The sequence below is a fragment of the Saccharothrix sp. NBAS 001 genome, from assembly GCF_056640475.1.
The window spans coordinates 10,521,076-10,547,333 of the sequence record NZ_CM153251.1; the positions used below are offsets into that span (position 1 = coordinate 10,521,076).

Below are 26,258 nucleotides of genomic sequence, written 5' to 3' on the forward strand. Positions count from 1 at the left end.
CACGAGTAGGACGGGAACTGTCCTACTCCGCCGGGCCGCCCGACGGTGCGGGCGGCCCGGCGGCCGTCACGCCGCGGCCCCGCCGACCTCGCGCGCCCACTGGGCGAAGGGCGTGGCCGGGCGGCCCAGCACGCGGGCGACGTCGTCGGTCACCACGGCGTTGCGGCCCGACCGCGACCACAGCACGCCGCTGCGCCACCCCGGGTCGACGGCGGCCGGGTCCACGTCGACCACCTCGACCGCGCGGCCACGGGCCTCGCCGAGGATCGCGACCTGCTCGGGCACGCTGAGCGCGGCCGGGCCGGTGAGCGTGTAGAGCCGGCCGTGGTGCGCCGAGGACGTCAGCGCCGCGACCGCCACCTCCGCGACGTCGCGCGGGTCGATCACGGCCTGCGGCACGTCGCCGGTCAGGTTGTGCACCGGCTCGCGGGTCAGGTTGGTGGCGAACGACGAGGGCCGCAGCACCGTCCACTCCAGGCCGCTCTCCCGCACGGCCCGCTCGCCGGCCAGGTGCCACGGGGCGATCACCTCGCCCTCCCACTCCTCCCCGGTGCCGATCGCGGACAGCCGCACGATCCGGCGCACGCCCGCCGCGCGCGCCGCCGCGACGAAGTCCGCGTCGTGCGCGGCGTTCTGCGCGGCGGGCACCAGGTAGGCCGCCTCGACCCCGGTCAACGCCTCGGCCAGCGACGCGGGGTCGTCGTAGTCGCCGTGCACGTCGTCGGGGCGGGTCGGGTTGCGGGTCATGCCGCGGACGTCCGCGCCGCGCTCCAGCAGGAGCGAGCGGACCAGTCCGCCGGTGGTTCCGGTCGCGCCGGTGATCAGGAACATGCGGCCAGCCTCCCCCGCACCCGACCCGGGCGATTGGAGAAATCGGTGCTACCGCTTGGCCCGGCTCGGGGCCACCCTCGGCGGTTCGTTCGGCATCTTCGGGTACACCGGCGGCCACGGGGCGTCCATCAGCCCGCCCGCCAGGTCCCGCCGGGACATCTCCAGCAGCGGCTCGATGGACTGCGGGTGCCCGGTCATGTCCTGCCACGGGTCGGGCCGGCCGGGGACCGTCGCGATGGTCAGCGCCTCGGGGTCGACCGCCGCCAGCTCGTCCCAGGTGACCGGCGTCGACACCTGCGCCCCGACCCGGGGCCGGGCGCACCACGCGCCGAACACCGTCTTGTGCGGGGCGTTCTGGTTGTAGTCGACGAAGACCCGTGCGCCGCGCTCCTCCTTCCACCACTGCGCGGTCATCGTCGCCGGGTGCCGCCGCTCCAGCTCGCGGGCCAGCGCGACGGCCGCCGCGCGCACCTGGTAGCCGTCCCACAGCGGGCGCAGCGCGACGTAGACGTGCAGGCCGCGCGAGCCGGTGGTCTTGACGTACGAACGGATCCCCAGCTCCGCCAGCAGCTCCCGCGTTCGCACGGCCGCGTCCCGCACCTCGGGGAAGCCGGTGCCGGGCGACGGGTCGAGGTCGACGCGCAGTTCGTCGGCGACGTCCGGCGCGCCGGCGCGCACCGGCCACACGTGGAAGCCCAGGCACCCGAGGTTCACCGCCCACAGCACGTGCCGGATGTCGGCGGCCACCAGCGCCTCGGCGGTGGTGCCGTTCGGGGTGGCCACCGTGGTCGTGCGCAGCCAGTCGGGCCTCGACCTGGGCACCCGTTTCTGGAAGAACGACTTCCCGCCCGCGCCCTCCGGGTAGCGCTCCAGGAGCAGCGGCCGGTCGCGCACGGTGCGCATCAGGGGCTCCGCGACGGCCGCGTAGTACCGCGCCAGGTCCAGCTTCGTCTCCCCGCGCTGCGCGAAGAACACCTTGTCCGGGCTGGTGATCGGCACGCCCTCGACCTCGGTCACCGGCCGAACACCTCGGCCAGCTCGGCGGGCGGCACCTCGTCGAGCTGGCGGTAGGTGCACGACCGGGGCGTGCGGTCGGGGCGGAACCGGACCAGCCTGGCGGTGTGCCGGAACCGCGTGCCCTGCACGTGCTCGTAGCGCACCTCGGCGACCAGCTCGGGCCGCAGCGGCTCCCAGGACAGCGTCTTCTCCGGGGCCCACCGGCTCTGCGCGCCGGGCGTGGCGGCGTCCATCCGCGCCCACTCCCCCCACGGGTGGTCCTCCAGCGCGCCCTCCCGGTACGGGGCCAGCTCGGCCACCAGCTCCCGCCGCCGGGCCGCGGTGAAACTGCTGGCCACGCCCACGTGGTGCAGCGCGCCGTCGTCGTCGTACAGGCCCAGGACCAGGGAACCGACGCCCTCGCCGTCCTTGTGCACGCGGTAGCCCGCGACCACGCAGTCGGCCGTCCGCTCGTGCTTGACCTTCCACATCACCCGGCGGTCCTGCTCGTAGGGCAGGTCGGTGCGCTTGGCGACCACGCCGTCGAACCCCGCGCCCTCGAACCTGGTGAACCAGTCGTGCGCGACGTCCGGGTCGTCGGTCGCGGGCGTCAGGTACAGGCCGGGCGTGCTGGTCAACGCCCCGGCCAGCAGCGCGCGGCGCTCCCCGAACGGCAGCCCGGTCAGGTCCCGGTCGCCCAGCGCGAGCAGGTCGAACGCGACGAACGACGCGGGCGTCTCGGCGGCCAGCTTGCGCACCCGGGACGCGGCCGGGTGCAGGCGCAGTTGCAGCAGGTCGAAGCTCAGCCCGTCCGGGGTGACGATGACGACCTCGCCGTCCACCACGCAGCGCGGCGGCAGACCCGCCGCGAGCAGCTCGGCGACCTCGGGGAAGTACCGGGTGAGCGGCCGGTCGTTGCGGGAGCCGAGTTCCAGCTCGTCGCCGTCGCGGAACACCACGCACCGGAAGCCGTCCCACTTCGGTTCGTAGACCAGCCCCGGCTCGCGCGGCACCTCGCGCACGGCCTTGGCCAGCATCGGGCGCACGGGCGGCATCACGGGCAGGTCCACCGGGGGAGCGTAAGCCGGGAACGGGTTTTTCACCCGGGTGCCGAATCAAGGGCGGCAGTTGTCCGCAATGGGTCCTAGAGTTCAGCTCAACGACCTCAGAGAGAAGGCACCAGTCATGACCCACGCCACCGCGCCGCTGACCACCGAGCAGGCCGACCTGCTGGCCACCCTGGCGACGCGCCGCGACTTCCTGCGCTTCACCGCGCAGGGCATGACCGACGAGCAGGCGTCGGCGACCCCCACCGCCAGCGCGCTGTCGATCGGCGGCCTGATCAAGCACGTGCGGACCGTCGAGGAGGGGTGGATGCGGTTCGCCGTGGGCGGCGCGGAGCTGATGGAGAGCGAGCAGGCGGACTGGGAGAACGGGTTCCGGATGGTCGAGGGCGAGACCCTGGAGGGCCTGCTCGCCGAGTACGCGGAGACCGCCCGCCGGACCGGGGAGATCGTGGCCGGCCTCGACCTGGACACCGCGCACCCGCTGCCGGTCGCGCCCTGGTACGAGCCGGGTGCCGAGTGGACGGTCCGCACCGTGCTGCTGCACCTGATCGGCGAGACCGCCCAGCACGCGGGCCACGCCGACATCATCCGGGAGACCCTCGACGGCCAGAAGACGATGGGCTGACCGTCGCGGACGGGGGAGGCTCACCACCGTATTCCGGGTTCCGCGTCCGGATGATCGTGAGCTTTCCCCCACGCTGCGAACCCGCGTGGTCTCGTAGAGTGCGAACGGGATGAGCCACGAAGGAGCGGCAATGGGGCTGAAGATCGGCTACAAGGCGTCCGCGGAGCAGTTCGGGCCGCGGGACCTCGTGGAGTACGCGGTGCGCGCCGAGGAAGTCGGCCTGGACAGCGTGACCGTGTCCGACCACTTCCTGCCCTGGCGGCACGAGGGCGGGCACGCGCCGTTCGCGCTGACCTGGATGGCCGCGGTGGGGGAGCGGACCAGCCGGGTGCAGATCGGCACCAGCGTGCTCACACCGACCTTCCGCTACAACCCGGCGGTGATCGCGCAGGCGTTCGCCACCATGGCCCTGCTCCACCCGGGCCGGATCATGCTCGGCGTCGGCACCGGCGAGGCGCTCAACGAGATCGCCGTGTCCGGCCGCGAGTGGCCCGAGTTCAAGGAGCGCTTCGCCCGGCTGCGGGAAGCCGTCCGGCTCATCCGGGAACTCTGGACCAGCGACAACGTCAACTTCGACGGCGAGTACTACAAGCTGGTCAACGCCAAGGTCTACGACCGCCCCGAGCACCCGGTGCCGATCTACGTCGCGGCCGGCGGGCCGACCGTGGCGAAGTACGCGGGCCGCGCGGGCGACGGCTTCATCTGCACGTCCGGCAAGGGCATGGAGCTGTACACCGACCAGCTGCTGCCCGCCGTCGCCGCCGGGGCCGAGGCCGCCGACCGCGACCCGGCCGGGATCGACCGGATGATCGAGGTCAAGCTCTCCTACGACCGCGACCCGGAGGCGGCGCTGGCCAACACCCGGTTCTGGGCCCCGCTGTCGCTCACCCCGGAGCAGAAGCACTCCGTGGACAGCGCGGAGGAGATGGAGCGGCTGGCCGACGAGCTGCCGATCGAGCAGGTCGCCAAGCGCTGGATCGTCGCCTCCGACCCGGAGGACGCGGTCGCGCAGATCAAGCCTTATCTCGACGCCGGTCTCAACCACCTGGTCTTCCACGGGCCCGGCCACGACCAGGAGCGGTTCCTCGCCCAGTTCTCCGAGGACGTCGTCCCGCTGCTGCGCAAGCTCGGCTGAACCGGCGGTCGGTCACGCTGCGTCCCGCTCGACCTCGCCTGGCGCTCGGCCGGGCGGGGTCGAGGGGTGACCCCGCGAACGGACGTCGAGATGAAGACGCCCTCTCCACCGACGTCGAGCCGACGCGCGACCGCCTGGGTCCGGTGGCTGCCCAACGCCCTGACCGCCGCCGGGTACGTCACCCTGGCCGACACCGGGACCGGCGACCTCACCGTCACCCGGATCAAGAGCCCCGACTGCCGGCGGGTCACGATCTACCGGGCCGTCACGACGCCGAGAGCCGGAAGATGGTGAAGATCGACAAGTTCGCCATCCCCGCCCAGGGGCGGTTCGCCCTCGTGCCCGGCGACCCCGCTGGACATCGGGACCTTCGTGCCCGGCGACGCCGGCGCGGCCACGCCCCGCGCCGGGAAGACCACGCCGACCCGGGGCGACGAGCGCGGCCCCGCCGCGGACGCCTGGATCGACGCGGTCGAGAACCTGGACACCCATCAAGACGTGGTCCTGGTCGCCTGGGACCCGGCCGACCCCGCCGCGCCGCGCGTGCGCCTGGTCAACGCCTGGGCGGTGGCGAGCCACCACTTCGACGAGGACGAGGACCCCGATGCCTTCGTCATCGCTCTCTCCGACATTGCCCCGGAGCGGTGAGCGCCGGGGCGGTGGCTCGGAGCCTGTTGCCGAACTCATCGGGTGAGGTGCGGGCTCATCAACCGGATCGCTGCCCGGTGAATGGATGCGGGTGTGGTGGATCGGGTGGCGTTCGTGGTCGCGGGCGCAGCGGCGGTGTCGGGTGATCCAGGCCGGGGTTGGCCCGACCACCCACCGCCGTGGGAGGACGGTGAGTCCTGTTGCGGTGTCGTGGCGTTGGACGATCTCGACGATGACGCCGTGTTGCTCTCGGGCGGTGGTGGTGAAGGTTCCGGTGTAGGCGGCCCGGCCCGGCGCGGGCGGGGGCGGGGCTGGTGGTGTGGGCGCGGCAGGTGGACGGCCGCGACGCGGTCCTGCCGTGAGGCCGGTGTGATGGGAACGGCGAGGAGGAGGCCGAGGGTGTCGACGGCGAAGCGGCGGTAGACGGTCGACCGGGGCGGGAAGTCGGCTGGCGGCGCCCGCCACTTGACGCCGTTGTCGAGCACGTGGAGGCCCGCGTCCACGACCTGGCGGCGGCAGTGGGCCTCCGGCCGGCCGCCGCGCCTGGCCGACCACGGAGGGGCCGGAAGCAGCCGGTCGGTCAGTTCCCACCGCTTGGCGGTGGTGTCCGACGGGTGGCGGCTGGTGCGTTGGTACGGGCGGTGGGTGGCCGATAAGCGGCAGCACGACCCCGAACCGGCGCCCTCGGAGCGGTGGTGCACGACGACAACGGAACCCCTGATGGCACGGATGCCTGGACAACACCCGATCTGCCGGGAGTTCCCTGCGTTGGCGGAGGCGGTTCCCCAGAGCCTCGGTTCGGCAACAGGCAATCAGAAGCGGGAGAACCGGCGGATCTGCCGCTCGTGCGACGGGTAGCGGGGCACCAGGTCGTCGGCCTTCGCGAACTCCACCACGTCGTCGGTGTAGGGCGGCACCACGATCGTGCTCACCTTCGACCACTCGCCGTCCGGCGCGCTCGCCTGCCACACACCCGCCCGCACCACCACCTGCGGGCGCTGGCCCGCCGCGAGGTCGACGCCCAGCACGGGCTCCTCGACCCGGCCGTCCGGGTGCAGCAGCAGCATCCGCAGCGGCGCGCCCGCGTGGTAGGCGTAGATCTCCAAATGCGCCAACCGGTGCAGCCCGGAGAACTCCGGCGCGCGTAACAGGTAGTAGATCGCCGACACCTCGGGCGAGCGCCAGGTCTGGGCCCAGTGCCCGCCCTCGACGGGTAACTCCACCAGCCCGAGCAGGTCGACCGCTTCGTCCGGGGTCACGACAGCTCCGCCTCCACCGATCCGTGCACCACGACCATCCCCTTGCCCAGCCGTTTCGCCGTGTACATCGCCGCGTCCGCGCTGCCCAGCAGGTCGTCCGAGGTGAGCGCCGGGTCGTGCGCCGCGCGGTGCGAGATGCCGATGCTGGCCCTGATGTGGTGCACCCCGCCCGACGTCCGCAGCGGCGAGGACATCGCGTCCAGCACCCGGCGGCCGATCTCCTCCGGCGGCGACGGGTAGTCGTCCACCAGGATGCCGAACTCGTCGCCGCCCAGCCGGGCCACCGTGTCCTGCGCGCGCACGCAGTGCTGGAGGCGTTCGGCGACGATCCGCAGCACCGCGTCGCCCTCGGCGTGGCCGTAGTTGTCGTTGACGTCCTTGAACCCGTCCACGTCGATGAACAGCACCACCAGCGGCTCGTGGTTCTCCAACGCCGCGTCGAGGCGCTCCCGGAACAGCACGCGGTTGGCCACCCCGGTCAACGGGTCGTGGTAAGCCTGGTGCCGCAGCCGCTCCCGGCTGTCCCGCAGCTGCTCCAGCAGCCGCACGTTGTCGATCAGCGTGAACAGCTGCCGCGCGATCACCAGCAGCACCACGCCCAGGCCCACGTAGATCTCGAACGGGTTGAGCCGCACCCCGGTCGCCGTGCCCACCACGATGAACAGGCCGGTGATCAGCATCGGCAGGTAGGGCACCAGGATGTGCAGCATCTCGCCCGCGCGCAGCCGGCCCGCCGGGGCGCGCTCGCGCCCGGAGCCGGCGGGCGCGATGGACGACAGGAAGTACAGCGCCGGGCACACCATGAACCCGATGTCGGCGGCCACCGGGATGTCCGTCGCGCCCTTGCTGACCAGGAACGCGAACACCCAGCCGGACGCCGACTGGCCCAGCCCCGCCAGCGCCACGAACAGCATCGGCAACTGCCGCACGGCCCGGTGCGACCACGACGAGACCAGCAGCACGACCAGCATCACCAGGTACGCGGCGGGGTGCGCCACGACGGTCGCGAAGCCCGGACCGGAGGTGGCCCACGCCCGCACCATCGACTCCAGCAGCGACACCCAGGTGAGCACGAACAGCGAGCCGACCACGATCAGCCCGTCCAGCACGATCACCACCCGGCTGCGGTGGTTGGGCAGCGACCCCGCGCCGCCGTGGCCGAGCACCAGCACCGCGAACAGGGCCAGCACCGGCACCAGGATGAACCCGAGCGGGGCGACCGTGGTCGAGGGCAGCGGGACGCCGAGGAACACCCGGCCCCACGTCCACGCGCACAGCCCGACCACCAGGCTCGCCATCGAGGCGGCCATCCACAGCCGCCACCGCCGGGCCGTGCCCTGCCTGCGCAGCCCCGCGCGCCAGTAGCAGACCATCGCCGCCGAAGCCCCGGCGAGCTGGGTGAACTTGTCCACCGCGATCGCGGTCCGGCGGTCCAGCACGCCGGACACCACCAGGGCCACCACCACGACCAGCAACGCGCAGACGGCAGCCGCGATGAGGCTGAACCGTCTCAGGGTCATGGCACCCCGCCTATGCCGCGACTGGAGTCGATCAGTGGACCGAGCCACTGTAGTGACTTGGTGACGCTGTGTCGACCTGGGGGTGTCCGTTGGTCACCGAAAGCGTGTCGGGCCGGGTCCGCCGCCACCCACCCGGTACGGTTCGAACTGGTGTTCGTGACGGTCGTGGCGAGGGAGCCGGCGTGCGCGTGTTCGGAGTCGACCCCGGCCTGACCCGGTGCGGGTTCGGCGTGGTCGACGGCGGCCCCGGCCGCACCGTGCGGCCGGTCGCGGTGGACGTCGTGCGCACCCCGGCGGACGCGGACCTCGCGGTGCGGCTGCTCCAGCTCTCCGACGCCGTGGAGGAGTGGCTGGACCGCTACCGGCCGCAGGCCGTCGCCGTGGAGCGGGTGTTCAGCCAGCACAACGTGCGCACCGCGATGGGCACCGCGCAGGCGGGCGGCATCGTGGCGCTGTCCGCCGCGCGGCGCGGCCTGCCGGTGGTCTTCCACACGCCGAGCGAGGTCAAGGCCGCGGTGACCGGCTCCGGCCGCGCGGACAAGGCCCAGGTCACCACCATGGTCACCAAACTGCTGGGGCTCAAGCAGGCGCCGCGCCCGGCGGACGCCGCCGACGCCCTCGCGCTGGCCATCTGCCACCTGTGGCGCGCCCCCATGCGCGCCCGGCTGGAGGAGGCCCAGGCCAGGGCGGCCGAGCTGGCCCGCGCGCACCGCGCGAGACTTGCCCAGGCAGGTGCCCGGCTCTCCGCCGGGCCGACCGACGCCAAGACCGGAGGGAAGGCCAAGTGATCTCGTCGCTGCGCGGGCAGGTGCTGTCGATCGGACTGGACCACGTGGTCGTGGAGGTCGGCGGCGTCGGCTTCGCGGTGCAGGCCACGCCCACCACGCTGGCCACGCTGCGCCGGGGCGAGGAGGTCCAGCTCGCCACCGCGCTGGTGGTCCGGGAGGACTCGCTGACCCTGTTCGGGTTCGCCGACGCCGAGGCCCGCGAGCTGTTCGGCCTGCTCCAGACGGTGTCCGGGATCGGGCCCCGGCTGGCCCTGGCCACCCTGGCGGTGCTGGAGCCGGACAAGCTGCGCGCCGCGCTGGCCGAGGGCAACATCACCGTGCTCACCCAGGTGCCCGGCATCGGCCGCAAGGGTGCGGAACGGCTGATCATCGAGCTGCGCGACAAGGTCGGGCAGCTCCAGACCGCGCCCGCCGCCGCCTCCGGCGCGGGCCTGGTGCGCACGCACGTCGCCGAGGCGCTGCTCGGCCTGGGCTTCCCGGCCAAGCAGGCCGAGCAGGCGGTGGACGCGGTGCTCGCCGAGGACGGCGCGCTGGGCACGTCCGAGGTGCTGCGCCGGGCGCTGGCCGCGCTGGGGCGCAAGCGATGAACTTCGAGGAGTTCGAGCCCGGGTTCGAGGCCGAGGGCGCGCTCGACCCGCTGCGCGACCCCGCCGAGCGCGACGTCGAGTCCACCCTGCGGCCCCGTGACCTGCACGAGTTCGTCGGCCAGCCCAAGGTGCGCGAGCAGTTGGAGCTGGTGCTCCAGGGGGCGATGCGGCGTGGCGCGCCACCGGACCACGTGCTGCTGTCCGGGCCGCCCGGCCTGGGCAAGACCAGCCTCGCCATGATCATCGCGGCGGAGCTGGGCGCGTCGCTGCGGATCACCTCCGGCCCGGCCCTGGAACGCGCCGGCGACCTCGCCGCGATGCTGTCCAACCTGGTCGAGGGCGACGTGCTGTTCATCGACGAGATCCACCGGATGGCCCGGCCCGCCGAGGAGATGCTGTACCTGGCGATGGAGGACTTCCGGGTCGACGTGGTGGTCGGCAAGGGCCCCGGCGCGACCAGCATCCCGCTGGACATCGCGCCGTTCACCCTGGTCGGGGCGACGACCAGGTCCGGCGCGCTGACCGGGCCGCTGCGCGACCGGTTCGGCTTCACCGGGCACATGGAGTTCTACAGCGCCGACGAGCTGGAGCTGATCATCCGGCGCTCGGCCAAGATCCTGGGCGTCGACCTGCGCGAGGACGGCGGCCGGGAGATCGCCGGCCGCTCGCGCGGCACGCCCCGGATCGCCAACCGGCTGCTGCGCCGGGTGCGGGACTTCGCCGAGGTGCGCGCGGACGGCGCGGTGACCCGGGACGTGGCGCGCGACGCGCTGGCCGTCTACGACGTGGACGAACTCGGCCTGGACCGGCTGGACCGGGCCGTGCTCGGCGCGCTGGTCCGGTCGTTCGGCGGCGGGCCGGTGGGGGTGTCCACGCTGGCCGTCGCGGTCGGCGAGGAGCCGACCACGGTCGAGGAGGTCTGCGAGCCCTACCTCGTCCGCGCGGGTATGTTGGCACGTACGCCGCGTGGCCGGGTCGCGACCGCCACGGCGTGGCTGCACCTGGGGCTGGAGCCCCCGGCGAAGGCTCCTGGTGAGGCCACCCGCACGCTGTTCGACGACGCCGGCGACTGATCGGGATTGCTGACCTGGCACAATCGGCGGCGGCATCCCAGAAATCCGGACGTTCCGGGCAGACCTGTCCCGCCGCGCCGGTTGAACGGAGAATGATGGGCAACCTGTCTTCCTTGATGTTCCCGCTGCTGCTCGTGCTGCTCGCCGTGCCGCTGTTCCTCAGCGCGCGCAAGCAGAAGAGGGCGGTCGCGGAGCAGCAGGCGCTGTTGAACTCCCTGGAGCCGGGGGACCTGGTCATGACCACGTCCGGGCTCTACGGGACCGTCGTGGAGTCCGACGGGTCCCTCGACGACACCAAGATCGAACTGGAGATCTCGGAGGGCGTCGTCACGACCTGGCTGCGCCAGGCGATCCGGGAGAAGGTCGTCGTGGACACCGACCCGGACGAGGACGAGGCCGACGAGGTCGTGGACGACGTCGCCGACACCTCCGCGGTCGTCGTGGACGAGCCGGTCAAGACCGCCGCGCCGGTTCAGCAGGACAGCAAGAAGTAGCCGCGCGGAAAGCGAATGGGTTGTGCCGCCGGCGCGGCACAATCCTTTCCCCGTCGTGCCGATTCCCGGCGGCGAATCCACTGGTCAAGTGTGAACGCCGAACGGCCGATGCGATTGGTCCGGTTAACGCCTTATGGCCGGTCGGGGGATTGTCCGGGGAGGTCCGCAGCCGGAGGAGATCCGGTGACAGACAACTCACACGGTGCGGGGTACGCTGCGCAATCGACCCGGCAGGGCAGTGCCGGGCGGGCAAGCGCTGCCCTGATCCGCAACCACGGTCGCGGCGGCGTTCGACATCATCTTCGGAGTTCTAGGAGACGGACGGACCGTGGCACCTCCGGCCGGGCAAATCCGCCCCGCGAAGTACTTGGGCGCGTTTGTCCTCATCGTGGTCGCGCTGTACTCCTTGGTGTTCTTCACCGGGAACGGCAAAGCGACTCCCAAGCTCGGCATCGACCTCCAGGGTGGCACGCGGGTCACGTTGACCGCACGCGCTCCGGACGGCCAGACGCCGACGGACCAGGCACTGAACCAGGCCCGGGAGCTGATCGAGACCCGGGTCAACGGTCTCGGCGTCTCCGGTGCGGAGGTCGTGCGCGACGGCACCAACCTGGTCATCACGGTGCCCGGTGCGGACAGCGAAGGCGCCAAGCGCCTGGGGCAGACCGCGAAGCTGAACTTCCGCAAGGTCGTCGGCTCGCCGCTGCCCAACGCGCAGGCCGCCCCGCCGTCGACGTCCGGTACGCCGGCCCCCTCGGGCTCGGTCGCGCCGACGACGACCGGGAGCGCGCCGCCCGCCGGTTCGGAGACGGCGTCCGCGCCGACCACCACCGCCCAGGGCCGCCCGGCCCCGGCGCTGGAGGGCCAGCCGACGACGACCGCGCCGCCCGCGACCACGACGCCGCCCGCCACGACGACGTCCGCGCCGGCCAAGCCCGAGGTCGACTGCCGCAAGGTGTTCAACGGCGAGTACTCGGAGAAGACCGAAGAGGCGATCAACGAGTCGCGCACGTGCCGCCAGGACCCGGCGCTGACCACGCTGGACGCGCAGACCGTCCAGCAGGCGCTGACCGCGTTCACCTGCCCCGCGAAGGACCCGCTGCTGGGCAACGACGACCCGTCGCTGCCGCTGCTGACCTGCGACCAGAAGAGCGAGTTCAAGTACGTCCTCGCGCCGGTCAACCCGCCCAAGGACGGCAGCGTCAAGGACACCGACTTCAGCCTGTACTCGCGGCTGACCGGTGAGGACATCAGCAACGCCACCTCGGGCACCGACCCGCAGGGGGCCGGCTTCATCGTCAACCTGACCTTCAAGAGCGAGGGCGGTGACAAGTGGGGCAAGTTCACCTCGGCGAACGTGTCCCAGCAGGTCGCCGTGGTGCTCGACAGCCAGGTGGTGTCCGCGCCGAACATCAACGAGCCGATCATCGGCGGCAACACCCAGATCTCCGGCAAGTTCTCCCAGAAGGAAGCCGACGGCCTGGCGAACGTGCTCAAGTACGGCTCGCTGCCGCTGTCGTTCGAGGCGTCCGAGGCGGAGACGGTGTCCGCGACGCTCGGCCTGGCCTCCCTGGAAGCCGGCCTGATCGCGGGCGGCATCGGCCTCGCGCTGGTGTTCGTCTACTGCCTCATCTACTACCGCCTGCTCGGCGTGCTGACCATCCTGTCGCTGGTGCTCTCCGGCGCGGTGGTCTACGCGGTGCTGGTGCTGCTGGGCCGCTGGATCGGGTTCACCCTCGACCTGGCGGGCATCGCCGGCTTCATCGTCGCGATCGGCATCACCGCCGACTCGTTCGTCGTGTTCTTCGAACGACTGAAGGACGAAGTGCGCGAAGGCCGGTCGTTCCGCTCGGCCGTACCACGCGCGTGGGTGCGGTCCCGTCGTACGATTCTTTCGGCGGACGCGGTCAGCTTCCTGGCCTCCGCGATTCTGTACGTCATCGCGGTCGGCCAGGTGAAGGGCTTCGCGTTCACCCTCGGCATGTCGACCGTGCTCGACCTGGTCGTGGTCTTCCTGGTCACGCACCCGCTGGTCGCGCTGGTCTCCAAGTCGAAGTCCCTGTCCAGCCCGAAGCTGTCCGGTCTCGGCGGGGCCGTGCAGGCGGGTGCCGACGACCGGGCCGCCAACGCGGCCGGCAAGAGCGCCGCCGTGAAGGAGGTCTGAGCCGATGTCGCAGTCAAAGCGCAGCATCTTCACCCGGCTGTACGTCGGTAACGGCGCGTTCGACATCGTCGGCAAGCGCAAGCGCTGGTACGTGCTGTTCGGCCTGATCCTGCTGGTCTGCATCGGGTCGATCGTGTTCCGGGGCTTCAACCTGGGCATCGACTTCACCGGTGGCACCCGGATCCAGATGCCGGCGAACTCGGCGTCGGGCACCATCAGCCAGGAAGCGGTCAAGGACAGCTTCAGCAAGGCGCTCGGCGAGGAGCCGACCTCCGTGCAGGTGGTGGGCACCGGCGCGTCCGCGACCATCCAGATCCGCTCGGAGACGCTGGACGCGGCGAAGGTCACCACCGTCAAGGACGGCCTGAACAAGGACCTCAAGCCCACCGGCGGCCTGGAGTCGATCAGCGACAGCGCCGTCTCCGCCTCCTGGGGCGGTGAGATCACCACGAAGGCGCTGATCGCGCTCGCGGTGTTCTTCGTCGCGGTGGCGATCTTCCTGGCGCTGTACTTCGAGTGGTCGATGGCCGTGGCCGCGCTCGTCGCGGTGATCCACGACGTGGTCATCACGGCCGGCATCTACTCGCTGGTCGGCTTCGAGGTCTCGCCCGCCACGGTGATCGGCCTGCTCACCATCCTCGGCTTCTCGCTCTACGACACAGTCGTGGTGTTCGACAAGGTCAAGGAGAACACCAGAGGACTGCTCGGCCTGACCAGGCGGACCTACGGCGAGGCGTCCAACCTCGCGGTGAACCAGACCCTGATGCGGTCCATCAACACCTCGCTGATCGCGCTGCTGCCCGTGCTGGGCCTGCTGGCGATCGGCGTCGGCCTGCTCGGCGTCGGCACCCTGAAGGACCTCGCGCTGGTGCAGCTCACCGGTATGGCGATCGGCGCGCTGTCGTCGATCTACATCGCCACCCCGGTGGCCGTGGACCTCAAGATGCGCGACCCGCGCTACAAGGCGCAGGCCGCCCGGGTGCGGCAGCGCCGCGACAACCTGGCCCGCAAGGCGTCGGGCGAGGTCGTGACCGGCGGTGACGTCGTGGAGTCCGCGGACGACGAGACGTTGCAGGCCGAGCTGCGCCGGGAGAAGGCCCTGACCGCGGCGGCCGGCGTGCCCAACCGCACCGGCAAGGCCGCCGACGCCCGTCGCCGCCCGACCGGCAAGAAGCACCGTTGAAGCTGGACCGAGCCCTCGGGCTGATGCGTGAGGTCCCGGACTTCCCCCGACCGGGGGTCGTGTTCCGGGACCTCACGCCCGTCTTCGCCGACCCCGACGCGCTGCGCGCCGTGGTGGACGCCCTGCAGGACAAGATCCACCCGGACACGCAGGTCGTGGCCGCCGTCGAGTCCCGGGGCTTCCTGCTCGGCGCGGCCCTGGGCTACGGCTGGCGCTACGGCGTGGTGCCGCTGCGCAAGCCGGGCAAGCTGCCCGCCGTCGCGCACCGGGTCTCCTACGACCTGGAGTACGGCACGGCCACCCTGGAACTGCCCGCCGACGCCATCGTGCCTGGTCAGCAGGTCGTGGTGGTGGACGACGTGCTGGCCACCGGCGGCACCGCCGCAGCGGCGTGCTCCCTGGTGGAGCGGGCCGGCGGCGTGGTCACCGGGGTCTCGGTGGTCCTGGAGATCCGGGCGCTGGGCGGCCGGGACCGGCTCGCGGGCCGCTCGGTCGACGCCCTGCTCTCCGTCTGACCGGTGGTGCCGGGCCCGTCCCGGCACCACACCGATCGGGGGAACGACCTGTCCGGCCGAACGCCGACCTGCTGTTCGTCGTGTGAAGTTCGCCGCTCATCGGACAGCGGACGAGACTGGCCGCGTGACGGAGCTATCCTCGGTTCCTAGCCCCGAGGAGCGTGGTTGAGCCAGGACACCGAACCCGCCGCGACGACGCCGCCCGTGCCCGCACGGCCCCCGTCGGCCACCAGGCGCGTGCGCGCACGTCTCGCCCGCCGGATCACCGCCCAACGTGCCGCCCCGGTGAAGCAGGTTCTGGAGCCCCTCGCCGCGGTCCACCGGGACCTGCACCCCAAGGCCGACCTGGCCCTCCTCCAGCACGCCTACGACGTGGCCGAGGAGAAGCACCGCCCCCAGCGGCGCAAGTCGGGCGACCCCTACATCACGCACCCGCTCGCCGTCGCGACGATCCTGGCCGAGCTGGGCATGGACACCACGACCCTGGTGGCCGCCCTCCTGCACGACACCGTGGAGGACACCGACTACTCGCTGGACCAGCTGCGCGTCGACTTCGGCAACGAGGTCGCCCTGCTGGTCGACGGCGTCACCAAGCTGGACAAGGTCAAGCTGGGCGCGGCGGCCGAGGCGGAGACCATCCGCAAGATGGTCATCGCGATGGCCAAGGACCCCCGGGTGCTGGTCATCAAGCTGGCCGACCGGCTGCACAACATGCGCACCATGCGCTTCCTGCCGCCGGAGAAGCAGGCCCGCAAGGCCCGCGAGACGCTGGAGGTGCTGGCGCCGCTCGCGCACCGGCTGGGCATGGCGACGGTCAAGTGGGAGCTGGAGGACCTGGCGTTCGCCATCCTCCAGCCGAAGAAGTACGACGAGATCGTGCGCCTGGTCGCGAACCGCGCGCCCTCGCGCGACACCTACCTCAGCGGCGTGATCAACGAGCTGCACGCCCAGCTGGAGGGCGCGCGGATCACCGCCAAGGTCGAGGGCCGCCCCAAGCACTACTACTCGATCCACCAGAAGATGATCGTCCGGGGCCGCGACTTCGACGACATCCACGACCTGGTGGGCGTGCGGATCCAGGTGGACGAGGTCCGCGACTGCTACGCCGCGATGGGCGTGGTGCACGCGCTGTGGCAGCCGATGCCCGGCCGGTTCAAGGACTACATCGCCCAGCCCCGGTTCGGCGTCTACCAGTCGCTGCACACCACCGTGATCGGCCCGGACGGCAAGCCGCTGGAGGTGCAGATCCGCACCTACGACATGCACCGCACGGCCGAGTACGGCATCGCGGCGCACTGGCGGTACAAGGAGACCCGGGGCACGCACAGCGGCAAGGGCGTCGAGGTCGACGAGATGGCGTGGATGCGCCAGCTGCTCGACTGGCAGCGCGAGGCCGCCGACCCCGGCGAGTTCCTGGAGTCGCTGCGGTTCGACCTCGCCGCGCGGGAGATCTTCGTCTTCACGCCCAAGGGCGACGTGGTGACGCTGCCGACCGGGTCCACGCCGGTCGACTTCGCCTACGCCGTGCACACCGAGGTGGGGCACCGCTGCATCGGCGCGCGGGTGAACGGCCGGCTGGTCGCGCTGGAACGCAAGCTGGAGAACGGCGAGGTCATCGAGATCTTCACCTCCAAGGCGGAGGGCGCGGGGCCGTCGCGCGACTGGCTGTCGTTCGCGGCCTCGCCGAGGGCCAAGGCGAAGATCAAGCAGTGGTTCGCGAAGGAGCGCAAGGAAGAGGCCATCGAGGTCGGCAAGGACGCCATCGCCAAGGAGGTGCGGCGGGTCGGTCTCCCGCTGCAACGCCTGGTGTCGGCGGACTCGATGGGCGCGCTGTCCAAGGAGCTGCACTACCCGGACGTCTCCGCGCTGTACGCGGCGGTGGGGGAGGGGCACACCTCCGCCCGGCACGTCGTGCAGCGGCTGGTCGCCCAGCTCGGCGGGGTGGACCACGCCGAGGAGGAGCTGGCCGAGCGGTCCACGCCGTCCACGGTGACGCGGCGGCGGGTCACCGGCGACGCGGGCGTGATCGTCAAGGACGCAGCGGACGTCTGGGTGAAGCTGGCCCGGTGCTGCACGCCCGTGCCGGGTGACGACATCCTCGGGTTCGTCACCCGCGGTGGCGGCGTCTCGGTGCACCGCACGGACTGCACGAACGCCGACGAGCTGCTCAAGACGCCCGAGCGGCTGCTCGACGTCGAGTGGGCCCCGTCGGCGTCCTCGGTGTTCCTGGTGGCGATCCAGGTCGAGGCGCTGGACCGGCACCGGCTGCTGTCGGACGTGACCAAGGTGCTGGCCGACGAGAAGGTCAACATCCTGTCCGCGTCGGTCACCACGTCCCGCGACCGGGTCGCGGTCAGCCGGTTCTCGTTCGAGATGGGCGACCCGAAGCACCTCGGTCACGTGCTGAAGGCGGTTCGGAGTGTCGAAGGTGTTTACGACGTCTACCGGGTGACGTCTGCGTCCTGACGGGCGAACGCCGACGTCGTTAAAGTCCTCCGGGTGTCGAACCCGGTGGAAGACCTGTACCTGGACCGCGCACGGGCGGGGTCGTTCGGCTCGGTGGCGGAGCAGTACGACCGCTACCGACCGGACTACCCGGACGCGCTGGTGGACGACCTGACCGGCCTGCGCCCGGCGGCGGTGCTCGACGTCGGGTGCGGCACCGGCAAGGCCGCCGCGGCCCTCGCCCGGCGTGGCCTGTCCGTGCTCGGCGTCGAGCCGGACCCGCGGATGGCCGGGGTGGCGCGCGGGCACGGCCTGGCGGTGGAGGTCGCGGACTTCGAGGCGTGGGACGCCGCCGGGCGCACCTTCGACCTCGTGACCTGCGGCGAGGCGTGGCACTGGATCGACCCCGCGCGCGGGGTCGCCAAGGTCGCCGAGGTGCTGCGCCCGGGTGGGACGATCGCCCGGTTCTGGACCTCGACGGCGCTGGACGAGGCCGTCAGCGCCGCGTTCGAACCGGTCTACCGCGAGCACGCGCCGGAGGTCGCCCGCGTGTGGCGGCTGCCGGGCGGCCCCCGGACGCACGCCGCCGGCCCGGACCCCTTCGCGGCCGGCGGGCTGTTCTCGCCGGTGGAACTGCGCAGCTACCCGTGGGAGCGCACGCTCACCGGCGACGAGTGGGCCGGGGTGGCGGCGACGGTCAGCGACCACCAGCGCCTGGGCCCCACCCGCCTCGCCCCGCTGCTGGACGCCCTCCGGGTGGCGATCGACGGTCTCGGGGGCACCGTCCGCGCGCGTCACGAGACCTACGCGCTGGTGGCCGTCCGCACCTGAGCCCGTCCACGACGAAGTTCGCCCGCGACGCTCGCCGCAGGACTGCGGGAGGCGTCAGCGAAACGTTAGTCGGGGGTGTCACGATCCGGCTGCCGGGTGCCTCACACATCCCGGCGGGGAAGACGAAGGGGCCCGGCACTCCTCTCCCGAGTGCCGGGCCCCTCCGCGTCCGATTGTCGCCTCAGGCGACGGTCGTCCGATTGTCGCCTCAGGCGACAGGTGTCCGATTGTCGCCTCAGGCGACGGTCGTCCGATTGTCGCCTCAGGCGACGGTGACCGTCTCGAACTTCACTTCCTTGTTCGGCTTGCCGCCACCGGGCGACGGGTCGAACGAGCCGTCGTGGCCGGCACGGGCGACGTCGTCGATCAGCTTGAGGCCGTCCTCGTCCAGGCTGCCGAACACCGTGTAGTCCGGCGAGAGCTGCGCGTCGCCGTAGACGATGAAGAACTGGCTGCCGTTGGAGCCCTTGCCGGTCTCCTTGTCCTTGCCCGCGTTGGCCATCGCCAGGTAGCCGCGCCCGTAGGTCAGCTCCGGCCAGGTCTCGTCGTCGAAGGAGTAGCCGGGGCCGCCGCTGCCGCTGCCCGACGGGTCGCCGCACTGGAGCATCTGCAGGCCCTGGGTGCCGATGCGGTGGCAGCCGACGCCGTTGTAGTAGCCCTGCTTGGCCAGGCTGATGAACGAGTTCACCGTGCACGGGGCCAGCGAGCGGTCCAGGGTCAGCTTCAGGTCGCCGATGTTCGCCTTGACGGTGGCGGTCACGGTGCCGGTGGAGGAGATGCCGGCCGCCTCGGGGGCCTTCGTGCCCTCCTTGGCCGAGGGCTCCTTGGACGCGGGGTACTCGCAGCTCACCGGGTCCGCGAGCGGGGTCGGCCGCTTGGGCAGGGCCTTGACCTCGGTCGGGATCTGGATCGGGGCGGCGGAGGTGGAGCTGGAGGCGGTGTCGGTGCTGCCGCCGAAGTCCGCGGTGGTCACCCAGTACACCCCGCCCGCGACCGCGACGACGGCCACGACGGTCAGTCCCACCGTGAGGACGCGGCGCCGCTTCGCGCGCTCCGCCCGACGGACGAGCTGGCGCTCCAGCTTCCGCTTGGCCTGCTCGCGGCGCTGCACGTTGGTCGGCACCTGCAACCTCCCTGTTCTCGCGTCGACCGGCGACGATCGGTCAGCAGTCTAGGGGGCTCGTATATAGCTGGTGTCAGGCGGATAGGCTGGTGAGGAGGTCCACAGGCATCCGTTGCCGTTCCGTTGCCGTCGAGAGGTGTCCGCGTGCTGGTGATCGGGTTCCCCACCGGCGCCCTCCAGGCCAACTGCTTCCTGATCGCGACCGAGGCCGGCGGGCCGTGCGTGGTGGTCGACCCCGGCCAGGACGCGACCGAGCCGCTGACCAAGGCGCTGCGCGAACACCGCCTGTCACCGGTCGCCGTCCTGCTCACGCACGGGCACTTCGACCACACCTTCTCCGTCGCGCCGGTCTGCGACGGCAACGACGTGCCCGCGTGGATCCACCCCGCAGACCGCGCGCTGCTCTCCGACCCGCTCAAGGGCATCAGCGCCGAGTCGCGCGCGTTCTTCGGCGGCGACCTGGAGATGCGCGAGCCGCGCGAGGTGCGGGAGCTGGCCGACGGCGCCGAACTCGACCTGGCGGGGCTGCGGCTGACCGTCGACCACACACCGGGCCATACCGGCGGGTCGGTGATGTTCCGCGCCGGCACCGAGGAGGGCGGACGGCTCGTGCTGTCCGGCGACACCCTCTTCGCCGGCTCCATCGGACGCACCGACCTGCCGGGCGGCGACCACCGGTCCATGCTCGCGTCACTGCGCACGAAGGTGCTGACGCTCCAGGACGACACGGTGGTACTGCCCGGCCACGGGCCCACGACGACCATTGGCCGTGAGCGCGCGAGCAACCCGTTCCTGCTGGAACTGGGCGACGACGCGCCCGCCGCACCGCACCGAGGACTGTAATCACCGTGACCGCGTTCTCCGCCCCCAAGGGCGTTCCCGACTACTTCCCGCCCACCTCCGCCGGTTTCGTCGCGGTCCGCGACACCCTGGTCGACTCGGCGCGCCGCGCCGGCTACGGGTACATCGAGCTGCCCGTCTTCGAGGACACCGCGCTGTTCGCGCGCGGCGTCGGCGAGTCCACCGACGTGGTGACCAAGGAGATGTACACCTTCACCGACCGGGGCGACCGGTCGATCACGCTGCGCCCCGAGGGCACGGCGGGGGTGATGCGGGCCGTCATCGAGCACAACCTGGACAAGGGCCAGCTACCGGTGAAGCTCGTCTACGCGGGGCAGTTCTTCCGCGCCGAGCAGCCGCAGGCCGGCCGCTACCGGCAGTTCCACCAGGTCGGCGTCGAGGCGATCGGGGTGGACGACCCGGCGCTGGACGCCGAGGTGATCGCCATCGCGGACGAGGCGTTCCGGCGGATGGGCCTGGCCGGCTACCGGCTGGAGCTGACCTCGCTGGGCGACTCCTCGGACCGGCCCGCCTACCGGGAGCTGCTCCAGGCGTTCCTGGCGGCGCTGCCGCTGGACGCCGACACGCGCCGCCGCGCGGAGATCAACCCGCTGCGGGTGCTGGACGACAAGCGGCCCGAGGTGCGGGCACTGGTGCAGGACGCGCCGCTGATGCGCGACCACCTGTCCGACGCCTCGCGCGAGCACTACGAGGCGGTCAAGGGCCACCTCGTGGACCTGGGCGTGAAGTTCGTGGAGAACCCGCGGATGGTGCGCGGCCTGGACTACTACACCAAGACGTGCTTCGAGTTCGTGCACGACGGCCTGGGCGCGCAGTCCGCCATCGGCGGCGGCGGGCGCTACGACGGCCTGATGGAGCAGCTGGGCGGCCCGCCGCTGTCCGGGGTCGGTTTCGGCCTGGGCGTGGACCGCTCGCTGCTGGCGTGCCAGGTTGAGGGGGTGCAGCCGGGCGACCTGACCCGGTGCGACGTCTACGGCGTGCCGCTGGGCGAGGCCGCGAAGGCCCGGCTGGTGGCGTTGTCCGCGTCGCTGCGCGCGGTGGGTGTGCGCTTCGACCTGGCGTACGGCGGCAAGGGCCTCAAGGGCGCGATGAAGGGCGCCGACCGCTCCGGCGCGCGGTTCGCGCTGGTGCTGGGCGACCGGGACATCGAGGCGGGCGTCGTGCAGCTCAAGGAGTTGGCCTCGGGCGACCAGCGCGAGGTGCCGCTGGTGGACGTGGTGATCTCGGTGACGGAGGCGTTGGGCCGGTGAGCGAGGAGCGGATCCCACTCGACCTGCTGGACCCGGCCGCGGTGCGCAAGCGCGCCCGGACGGTGGCGATCGGCGCGCTGCTGGTCGCCGGCGCGTTCGGCGGGTTGCTGGGACTGCTCGCCGGGCAGACCGCCGGCCTGGTCACGGCGGCCGTGTTCGCCGTGCCGCTGCTGCTGCTGGCGTGGTCGGAGGCGCGGCGGAGGGTGTGGCTGGAAGGCCACGTGCTGTCCGTGCGCGCCTTCGGCACCCGCTCGGTCGACCTGCACACCGCCGACCAGGTCGACCTGCTGGTGACCGACATGCGCGGCAGCCGCACGGTCGGGTTGTTCGTGCGCGGCGGCGGCAAGGCGATCAACCTGGCGCTGGCCATCTACGCGGGCACGGGCGGCCGGGAGCAGGGCGTGTTCGGGCTGCGCAAGCTGGCCGACGTGCTGGCCGGGCGCGGCGACGCGCTGGGCCTGGTGTTCTCCGACCTGCTGGTGGCGCAGCTGCGCTCCGAGGCGCGCGGCCTGGCCGCCGCCGACCGGCCGCTCTACCAGCTGGGTTCGCTGGCCCCGGCGGGCCGGCTGGCGCAGAAGCTCAACCCCGACGCGGTGTCCCGCTTCGTCTCGACCCTGGACTGACCGCCCGCTCAGGTCACGCCGAACCGCCCGACCAGGGTCGCCTCGGTGAGCCCGACGGCGGTGGCGCAGGCGATCCGGAACTCCGGGATCCGCGCCCCGAGGTCGACGTGGAACGCCCGGCCGACCCCGCGCCCGGCGACCACGGTCCCGTCGAGCGCCGCGCCGCCGGTGAACGCGCCGGACAGCGCGTAGGCGACGGTGCCGGCGTCCGCGCGGCCGTCGCGCAGCCGCCAGGTGACCGTGCCGGTGCCGGCGGGCGTGCCGTCCGGGCGGGTGCAGGTCAGCCGGCCGGACACCCGCCCGGAGAACGTGGCCGAGCCGATCACCCCGTCCGGTTCGCCGCACGGGGTGCCGGTGGCGCGGATCGACAGCGCGGCCTGCTGCGGGGCGAGCCGCAGGCCCGGGTCGAACCTCGCGGTCCCGGTGAAGTCGCAGCCGAACGCCGCGCGCGGCACCGCTCCCGAGGTCGCTGCGGCCGGTGCCGCCGTGGTCGTGGCCAAGACGGCCAGAACGAGCGTGGCGGTGCGCATGAGCCCTCCAGGACACCGCCCTGAGGCCCCTCCCCGTGGCGTCCCGGGTCCATGGTGTCCGCCGGCATCACCCTGGCGTGGTCACCCACACAGGTGGGAGCCGTGCACAGCCGGGTGATGTGCGGTGGTCGCGGCACGCGTTGACGGGATGCCGTCAGTCGTTCGGCAGGCCCCAGGTGCCCTTGGGCGGCGACGGCGACTGGGTGGCGGTGGCGTCCGTGGTCGGCGGGGTGCCGCCGATGAAGCGCACCAGCGACTCGTCGTGCTCCACGCGGCCCGGGAACGGGTCCCCGGCGGTGCGCCGGACCAGGTCGGCGATCGGCAGTTCGAGGTGCGAGCCCAGCAGCACGAAGTTGCCGAACCGCCGGCCGCGGAACACCGCCGGCTCCGCCATCACGCACACGTGCCGGAACACCTCGCGCACGGTCGCCGCCTGGGCCTTGGCGAACGCGAGCCCGCCGCCGTCGCCGATGTTGGCCGCGTAGACCCCGCCGCCGCGCAACGTCCGCGCGGCCAGCTCCACGAACTCGACCGACGTCAGGTGCGCCGGCGTCCGCGCGCCCGCGAACACGTCCGTCACCACCAGGTCGAACGTGTCCGGCGGGGCCTTGGCCAGCACCGCCCGCGCGTCGCCGTTGCGGATCTTGACGCGCCACCCCTTGTCCAGCGGCAGCAGGCCGCGCACCAGGTCGATCAGCGCCGCGTCGATCTCCACGACCTGCTGCGTCGAGTTCGGCCGGGTGGCGGCGATGTAGCGGGGCAGCGACAGGCCCCCGCCGCCCAGGTGCAGGGCGCGGACGGGGGCGTCGTCGGGTGCGATCAGGTCGGCCACGTGGCCGAGCCGCCGCAGGTACTCGAACTCCAGGTGGCCGGGGTCGTCCAGGTCCACGTGCGACTGCGGGGTGCCGTTCAGGCGCAGCGTCCACGCGCGCGGGACGTCCGGGTCGGGGACGAGTTCCGCGATACCCGAGTCGACCTCCCTGGTGATGGTCTCGTCGGCTCTCCGGGTGCGTCCCACCCGGTCGATTATCCCGGTAGCGCCCGCGTGCGCCGCCGCCGGTCGGCCGACCGGCGCACCGCGCGGGCGGTGGGGCCCGGGCGCGGTCCGCGCCGGGTCGGTACGGTACCGCCGTGCAGACCGTCGCGAACGTGCTGACCGCGCTGGTCGCGGCCGTCCACCTGTACATCCTGGTGCTGGAGATGTTCCTGTGGAACACCCCGCGCGGCCGGGCCGCCTTCGGCACCACCGAGGAGTTCGCGGCCGAATCCGCGACCCTGGCGGGCAACCAGGGCCTGTACAACGGCTTCCTGGCCGCCGGTCTGGTGTTCGCCCTGGTGGCGGGCGGCGACACCGGGTACGCGTTCGCGGTGTTCTTCCTGATCTGCGTGATCGTGGCGGGCCTGTACGGCGCGGCCACGGTCAGCCGCCGGATCCTGTTCGTGCAGTCGGTGCCGGCCGCGTTGGCCCTGCTCGCGGTCTTCCTGGCGAGCTGACCGGCGAGCCGACCGGGAGCCTTCCGGTCAGCGCGGAGTCCCGCCGGGGCGTCGCCACGGGCCCTTGGCCGGGTCGTACCCGGTGCGCAGGTCGCCGGTCATCCGGGTCCGCCACGCCGGCTCCGCCGGTTCGTCCCACGCCGGCTCCGCCGGTTCGTCCCACCCCGGTTCGTCCCAGTCGTCGTACTCGTCCTCGACGTCGTCGGGCTCGACCTCGGGCTCGGGTTCGGGTTCCGGCGCGGGCCGGGTCTCGCGGACCGCGACGAACGCCGCCAGCGCCGTCGTGATCGGCACCGCCGCGACCAGGCCGATGCTGCCGACCAGGGTCCGCACGACCTCCTGCGCGACCTGTTGCGCGGTCAGGATCTCGCCCAGGTTCCGGCCGGACAGCGAGAACGCCAGCAGCAGCGGCAGCGCGGTGCCCGCGTACGCCATGACCAGCGTGTTCACCACGGACGAGAGGTGGTCGCGACCGATCCGCGACCCGGCCGCGTACAGCTCGCGGAACCCCAGCGACGGGTTCGCCCGGCGCAGTTCCCACACCGAGCTGGTCTGGGTCACCGTCACGTCGTCCAGCACGCCCAGCGCGCCGATGATCGCGCCCGCGAGCAGCAGCCCCCTGGTGTCGATGCCGTGCCCGAGCAGCGACACCAGGTTCGCGGTGTCCTCGTCGAGCCCGGTCAGCTTGCCGAACGCGGAGAACGCCGCGCCCAGCACGCCGATCAGGGCGAGGCTGACCAGCGTGCCCAGCACGGCCGTGGACGTCCGCGCGGAGACCCCGTGGGTCAGGTACAGCACCACGAACATGATCAGCCCGGCCCCGACCACCGCCACGGCGAGCGGGTCCTCGCCGGCCAGGATCGAGGGCAGCACGAACAGCGCCAGCACCACGAAGCTCAGCGCCAGCGCGCCGAGGGCGGCCAGGCCCTGCCGGCGGCCCAGCAGCAGCACGGCCGCGACGAACAGCACGGCCAGCAGCAGCAGCGGCACCCCGCGCTGGAAGTCCACGAGCTGGTAGGACTGGCTCGACCCGGGATCGCCGCCGCCGTAGGACAGCACCACCGCGTCGCCCACCGCGAACGTCGGCGAGGTGGCCTGGTCGGGCACCGGGATCCGCACGTCGCGCCCGGCCGCGTCGCCGTCGGACATCCGCACCGTCACCAGCACGCACCCGGACGCGCCGGGCTGGTCGGCGTCCGGCCCGCACCCGCCGCGCGCCACGGCCGTGACGTCGCCGCGCACCGGCACCTGGGTGATCCCGGTGGCCGCGCCGGTGGGCTGGTCGTGGCCGAACGGGTAGATCACCAGCGCGCCCACCACCGTGGCCAGCACCAGCGGGAGCAGCAGGACCAGCAGGAGTCTGCGGACCGGTGCGGAGGCGGGGTCGGCGTGCCGGCCGTGGCCGTGCCCGTGGGCGGTGGTCTGGTCCTTGGCGTGCACGGCGCACATCCTGCCCGATCACCGGGCCCACCTCGCGTCGGAGCGCGCCCCCGGCGGGAGGGCGCGCTCCCGGAACTCAGGTGTGGCAGACCTGCTCCCAGCGGACCACCATGATCGTGGCCACCGGGCTGCCGGTGAACCCGTACCGGTTGCCGCCGCCGAGGTCGACGTTGTCCCAGTTGACGCCGTCGACGAAGTTCGGGTACGCCGCCTGGAGTTCGGCGGAGGTCGCCCCGAGGGTGATGCCTTCGGGAGTGCGCACGTTGCGCTCCAGGCCGATCGAGGAGACGCCCTGGCCCTCCTTCTCGTACCAGACCCAGCCGTCGCCGGACTTGAGCCGGTAGAGCGTGCAGGCGCCGTCGCTCGCCGGTCCGCGCTCCGCGTAGACCAGGCCGGTGTCGATGAGCTGCTGCTCGGCCATGCCCAGCCGGATCGCCCCGAAACCGCCCGGGTCCAGCGTGGGCGTGCCGTCCGCCGGCTGCCGGGTCACGTCGACCGGCACGGCGGCGGGCTCCGCGCCGGGGGACCGCGTCGCCGTGCCGGTGGCGGCGGCCGCGGCAGAGGCCGCGGTGGACGCCGGCGGCTGTTCGGCCGCAGGCGGGCTCGTGGTGCACGCGGCCAGCGCGATCCCCAGCGCGCCCGCCGTGGCTGCCGCCTTGAACGACTTCATGAATTTCTCCCCGGTGGCAAAACGAAATCGCCGCAGCCCGAATAGAGTCCACAATGGACTCAAGGCTCGCCGATCTCCCCCTGTGGGAGGGCCCGTTGGCCACTCC

At 72.6% G+C, this 26,258-nt stretch carries 28 protein-coding genes; 17 read left to right on the top strand and 11 right to left on the bottom strand.

Annotation, left to right across the window (positions count from 1 at the left end; translation table 11 throughout):
- Window positions 1-66 precede the first annotated feature (66 nt).
- From AC0HI0_RS47755 to AC0HI0_RS47765, 3 genes are read right to left on the bottom strand one after another with little or no spacing between them, the layout of a single operon-like run.
- Window positions 67-831 (bottom strand): NAD(P)H-binding protein, encoded by a 765-nt coding sequence (locus tag AC0HI0_RS47755; RefSeq protein ID WP_480930082.1) that lies wholly within the window; start codon window positions 829-831, stop codon window positions 67-69.
- A gap of 48 nt (window positions 832-879) precedes the next feature.
- Window positions 880-1,848, bottom strand: coding sequence for a non-homologous end-joining DNA ligase (ligD, locus tag AC0HI0_RS47760; RefSeq protein WP_480930083.1), 969 nt, complete (start codon window positions 1,846-1,848; stop codon window positions 880-882).
- The gene (locus tag AC0HI0_RS47765) at window positions 1,845-2,897 is read right to left on the bottom strand and encodes an ATP-dependent DNA ligase (protein ID WP_480930084.1); all 1,053 of its coding nucleotides are present in this window, start codon (window positions 2,895-2,897) and stop codon (window positions 1,845-1,847) included. Before AC0HI0_RS47765 ends, ligD begins: the two co-directional genes overlap by 4 nt.
- 115 nt (window positions 2,898-3,012) lie before the next feature.
- Between AC0HI0_RS47765 and AC0HI0_RS47770 the strand changes: the two genes are divergently transcribed.
- The 4 genes from AC0HI0_RS47770 (at window position 3,013) to AC0HI0_RS47785 (ending at window position 5,302) form a co-directional block, all read left to right on the top strand.
- A complete protein-coding gene (locus AC0HI0_RS47770) occupies window positions 3,013-3,519 on the top strand; it encodes a DinB family protein (RefSeq protein ID WP_480930085.1) in 507 nt (168 codons plus the stop codon).
- 130 nt (window positions 3,520-3,649) lie between these two features.
- Window positions 3,650-4,654 (top strand): glucose-6-phosphate dehydrogenase (coenzyme-F420), encoded by a 1,005-nt coding sequence (gene fgd, locus AC0HI0_RS47775; RefSeq protein WP_480930086.1) that lies wholly within the window; start codon window positions 3,650-3,652, stop codon window positions 4,652-4,654.
- Window positions 4,655-4,720: 66 nt separating this feature from the next.
- On the top strand, window positions 4,721-4,948 hold the full coding sequence (locus AC0HI0_RS47780) for a copper chaperone PCu(A)C (protein WP_480930087.1): 228 nt from the start codon (window positions 4,721-4,723) through the stop codon (window positions 4,946-4,948).
- A gap of 78 nt (window positions 4,949-5,026) precedes the next feature.
- Window positions 5,027-5,302 (top strand): hypothetical protein, encoded by a 276-nt coding sequence (locus tag AC0HI0_RS47785; protein WP_480930088.1) that lies wholly within the window; start codon window positions 5,027-5,029, stop codon window positions 5,300-5,302.
- A 35-nt stretch (window positions 5,303-5,337) separates the two neighbouring features.
- Here the strand turns inward: AC0HI0_RS47785 and AC0HI0_RS47790 are convergent, their stop codons facing one another.
- The 3 genes from AC0HI0_RS47790 to AC0HI0_RS47800 form a co-directional block, all read right to left on the bottom strand.
- Window positions 5,338-6,003: a transposase gene (locus tag AC0HI0_RS47790; protein ID WP_480930089.1), complete on the bottom strand. Its 666-nt coding sequence runs from the start codon at window positions 6,001-6,003 to the stop codon at window positions 5,338-5,340.
- Window positions 6,004-6,114: 111 nt separating this feature from the next.
- Window positions 6,115-6,561, bottom strand: a complete 447-nt coding sequence (locus AC0HI0_RS47795; protein ID WP_480930090.1) for a cupin domain-containing protein — start codon at window positions 6,559-6,561, stop codon at window positions 6,115-6,117.
- On the bottom strand, window positions 6,558-8,081 hold the full coding sequence (locus AC0HI0_RS47800) for a diguanylate cyclase domain-containing protein (protein WP_480930091.1): 1,524 nt from the start codon (window positions 8,079-8,081) through the stop codon (window positions 6,558-6,560). Before AC0HI0_RS47800 ends, AC0HI0_RS47795 begins: the two co-directional genes overlap by 4 nt.
- Window positions 8,082-8,263: 182 nt before the next feature.
- On the opposite strand from AC0HI0_RS47800, the gene ruvC reads away from it, so the two are divergent.
- The 9 genes from ruvC (at window position 8,264) to AC0HI0_RS47845 (ending at window position 18,161) form a co-directional block, all read left to right on the top strand.
- Window positions 8,264-8,869, top strand: coding sequence for a crossover junction endodeoxyribonuclease RuvC (ruvC, locus tag AC0HI0_RS47805; RefSeq protein WP_480930092.1), 606 nt, complete (start codon window positions 8,264-8,266; stop codon window positions 8,867-8,869).
- Window positions 8,866-9,456, top strand: coding sequence for a Holliday junction branch migration protein RuvA (ruvA, locus tag AC0HI0_RS47810; protein ID WP_480930093.1), 591 nt, complete (start codon window positions 8,866-8,868; stop codon window positions 9,454-9,456). Before ruvC ends, ruvA begins: the two co-directional genes overlap by 4 nt.
- Entirely contained in the window at window positions 9,453-10,529 is a 1,077-nt protein-coding gene (gene ruvB / locus AC0HI0_RS47815; protein ID WP_480930094.1) for a Holliday junction branch migration DNA helicase RuvB, read from the top strand. The genes ruvA and ruvB overlap by 4 nt, the downstream gene beginning before the upstream one ends.
- 116 nt (window positions 10,530-10,645) lie before the next feature.
- Window positions 10,646-11,023: a preprotein translocase subunit YajC gene (gene yajC, locus AC0HI0_RS47820; RefSeq protein WP_480934552.1), complete on the top strand. Its 378-nt coding sequence runs from the start codon at window positions 10,646-10,648 to the stop codon at window positions 11,021-11,023.
- Window positions 11,024-11,351: 328 nt separating this feature from the next.
- Window positions 11,352-13,187 carry a protein translocase subunit SecD gene (gene secD, locus AC0HI0_RS47825; RefSeq protein ID WP_480930095.1) on the top strand — a complete coding sequence of 612 codons (1,836 nt, stop codon included), beginning with the start codon at window positions 11,352-11,354 and terminating at the stop codon, window positions 13,185-13,187.
- 4 nt (window positions 13,188-13,191) lie between these two features.
- The gene (secF, locus tag AC0HI0_RS47830) at window positions 13,192-14,370 is read left to right on the top strand and encodes a protein translocase subunit SecF (protein WP_480930096.1); all 1,179 of its coding nucleotides are present in this window, start codon (window positions 13,192-13,194) and stop codon (window positions 14,368-14,370) included.
- Window positions 14,367-14,885, top strand: coding sequence for an adenine phosphoribosyltransferase (locus AC0HI0_RS47835; protein ID WP_480930097.1), 519 nt, complete (start codon window positions 14,367-14,369; stop codon window positions 14,883-14,885). The genes secF and AC0HI0_RS47835 overlap by 4 nt, the downstream gene beginning before the upstream one ends.
- 165 nt (window positions 14,886-15,050) lie before the next feature.
- Complete coding sequence (locus tag AC0HI0_RS47840) at window positions 15,051-17,351, top strand: RelA/SpoT family protein (RefSeq protein WP_480930098.1); 2,301 nt, start codon at window positions 15,051-15,053, stop codon at window positions 17,349-17,351.
- Window positions 17,352-17,384: 33 nt separating this feature from the next.
- Window positions 17,385-18,161, top strand: a complete 777-nt coding sequence (locus tag AC0HI0_RS47845) for a class I SAM-dependent methyltransferase (RefSeq protein WP_480930099.1) — start codon at window positions 17,385-17,387, stop codon at window positions 18,159-18,161.
- A 262-nt stretch (window positions 18,162-18,423) separates the two neighbouring features.
- Here AC0HI0_RS47845 and AC0HI0_RS47850 read toward each other — a convergent pair whose 3' ends face one another.
- Window positions 18,424-19,284 (bottom strand): peptidylprolyl isomerase, encoded by an 861-nt coding sequence (locus AC0HI0_RS47850; RefSeq protein WP_480930100.1) that lies wholly within the window; start codon window positions 19,282-19,284, stop codon window positions 18,424-18,426.
- Window positions 19,285-19,428: 144 nt separating this feature from the next.
- Between AC0HI0_RS47850 and AC0HI0_RS47855 the strand changes: the two genes are divergently transcribed.
- Genes AC0HI0_RS47855 through AC0HI0_RS47865 form a run of 3 tightly spaced genes read left to right on the top strand, consistent with a single transcriptional unit; the run spans window position 19,429 to window position 22,018 of the window.
- Window positions 19,429-20,127 carry an MBL fold metallo-hydrolase gene (locus AC0HI0_RS47855; RefSeq protein WP_480930101.1) on the top strand — a complete coding sequence of 233 codons (699 nt, stop codon included), beginning with the start codon at window positions 19,429-19,431 and terminating at the stop codon, window positions 20,125-20,127.
- Between the two features lie 5 nt (window positions 20,128-20,132).
- Entirely contained in the window at window positions 20,133-21,395 is a 1,263-nt protein-coding gene (hisS, locus tag AC0HI0_RS47860; RefSeq protein WP_480930102.1) for a histidine--tRNA ligase, read from the top strand.
- Window positions 21,392-22,018 (top strand): hypothetical protein, encoded by a 627-nt coding sequence (locus tag AC0HI0_RS47865; RefSeq protein ID WP_480930103.1) that lies wholly within the window; start codon window positions 21,392-21,394, stop codon window positions 22,016-22,018. The genes hisS and AC0HI0_RS47865 overlap by 4 nt, the downstream gene beginning before the upstream one ends.
- An 8-nt stretch (window positions 22,019-22,026) precedes the next feature.
- Here AC0HI0_RS47865 and AC0HI0_RS47870 read toward each other — a convergent pair whose 3' ends face one another.
- Window positions 22,027-22,548: a hypothetical protein gene (locus tag AC0HI0_RS47870; protein WP_480930104.1), complete on the bottom strand. Its 522-nt coding sequence runs from the start codon at window positions 22,546-22,548 to the stop codon at window positions 22,027-22,029.
- 154 nt (window positions 22,549-22,702) lie between these two features.
- Complete coding sequence (locus tag AC0HI0_RS47875) at window positions 22,703-23,566, bottom strand: spermidine synthase (RefSeq protein WP_480930105.1); 864 nt, start codon at window positions 23,564-23,566, stop codon at window positions 22,703-22,705.
- Window positions 23,567-23,679: 113 nt separating this feature from the next.
- Between AC0HI0_RS47875 and AC0HI0_RS47880 the strand changes: the two genes are divergently transcribed.
- A complete protein-coding gene (locus AC0HI0_RS47880; protein ID WP_480930106.1) occupies window positions 23,680-24,042 on the top strand; it encodes a DUF1304 domain-containing protein in 363 nt (120 codons plus the stop codon).
- A 27-nt stretch (window positions 24,043-24,069) separates the two neighbouring features.
- Here AC0HI0_RS47880 and AC0HI0_RS47885 read toward each other — a convergent pair whose 3' ends face one another.
- Window positions 24,070-25,491, bottom strand: coding sequence for a YibE/F family protein (locus AC0HI0_RS47885; RefSeq protein WP_480930107.1), 1,422 nt, complete (start codon window positions 25,489-25,491; stop codon window positions 24,070-24,072).
- 67 nt (window positions 25,492-25,558) lie between these two features.
- Window positions 25,559-26,152 (bottom strand): hypothetical protein, encoded by a 594-nt coding sequence (locus AC0HI0_RS47890; RefSeq protein WP_480930108.1) that lies wholly within the window; start codon window positions 26,150-26,152, stop codon window positions 25,559-25,561.
- Between the last annotated feature and the right edge of the window lie 106 nt (window positions 26,153-26,258).

What these genes read in the sequence shown, in the direction of transcription:
- AC0HI0_RS47755 (WP_480930082.1), bottom strand. Translation starts at nt 831, where the DNA reads ATGTTCCTGATCACCGGCGCGACCGGAACCACCGGCGGACTGGTCCGC.
- AC0HI0_RS47770 (WP_480930085.1), top strand. Translation starts at nt 3,013, where the DNA reads ATGACCCACGCCACCGCGCCGCTGACCACCGAGCAGGCCGACCTGCTG.
- fgd (WP_480930086.1), top strand. Translation starts at nt 3,650, where the DNA reads ATGGGGCTGAAGATCGGCTACAAGGCGTCCGCGGAGCAGTTCGGGCCG.
- AC0HI0_RS47800 (WP_480930091.1), bottom strand. Translation starts at nt 8,081, where the DNA reads ATGACCCTGAGACGGTTCAGCCTCATCGCGGCTGCCGTCTGCGCGTTG.
- ruvB (WP_480930094.1), top strand. Translation starts at nt 9,453, where the DNA reads ATGAACTTCGAGGAGTTCGAGCCCGGGTTCGAGGCCGAGGGCGCGCTC.
- yajC (WP_480934552.1), top strand. Translation starts at nt 10,646, where the DNA reads ATGTTCCCGCTGCTGCTCGTGCTGCTCGCCGTGCCGCTGTTCCTCAGC.
- secF (WP_480930096.1), top strand. Translation starts at nt 13,192, where the DNA reads ATGTCGCAGTCAAAGCGCAGCATCTTCACCCGGCTGTACGTCGGTAAC.
- AC0HI0_RS47870 (WP_480930104.1), bottom strand. Translation starts at nt 22,548, where the DNA reads ATGCGCACCGCCACGCTCGTTCTGGCCGTCTTGGCCACGACCACGGCG.
- AC0HI0_RS47885 (WP_480930107.1), bottom strand. Translation starts at nt 25,491, where the DNA reads ATGTGCGCCGTGCACGCCAAGGACCAGACCACCGCCCACGGGCACGGC.
- AC0HI0_RS47890 (WP_480930108.1), bottom strand. Translation starts at nt 26,152, where the DNA reads ATGAAGTCGTTCAAGGCGGCAGCCACGGCGGGCGCGCTGGGGATCGCG.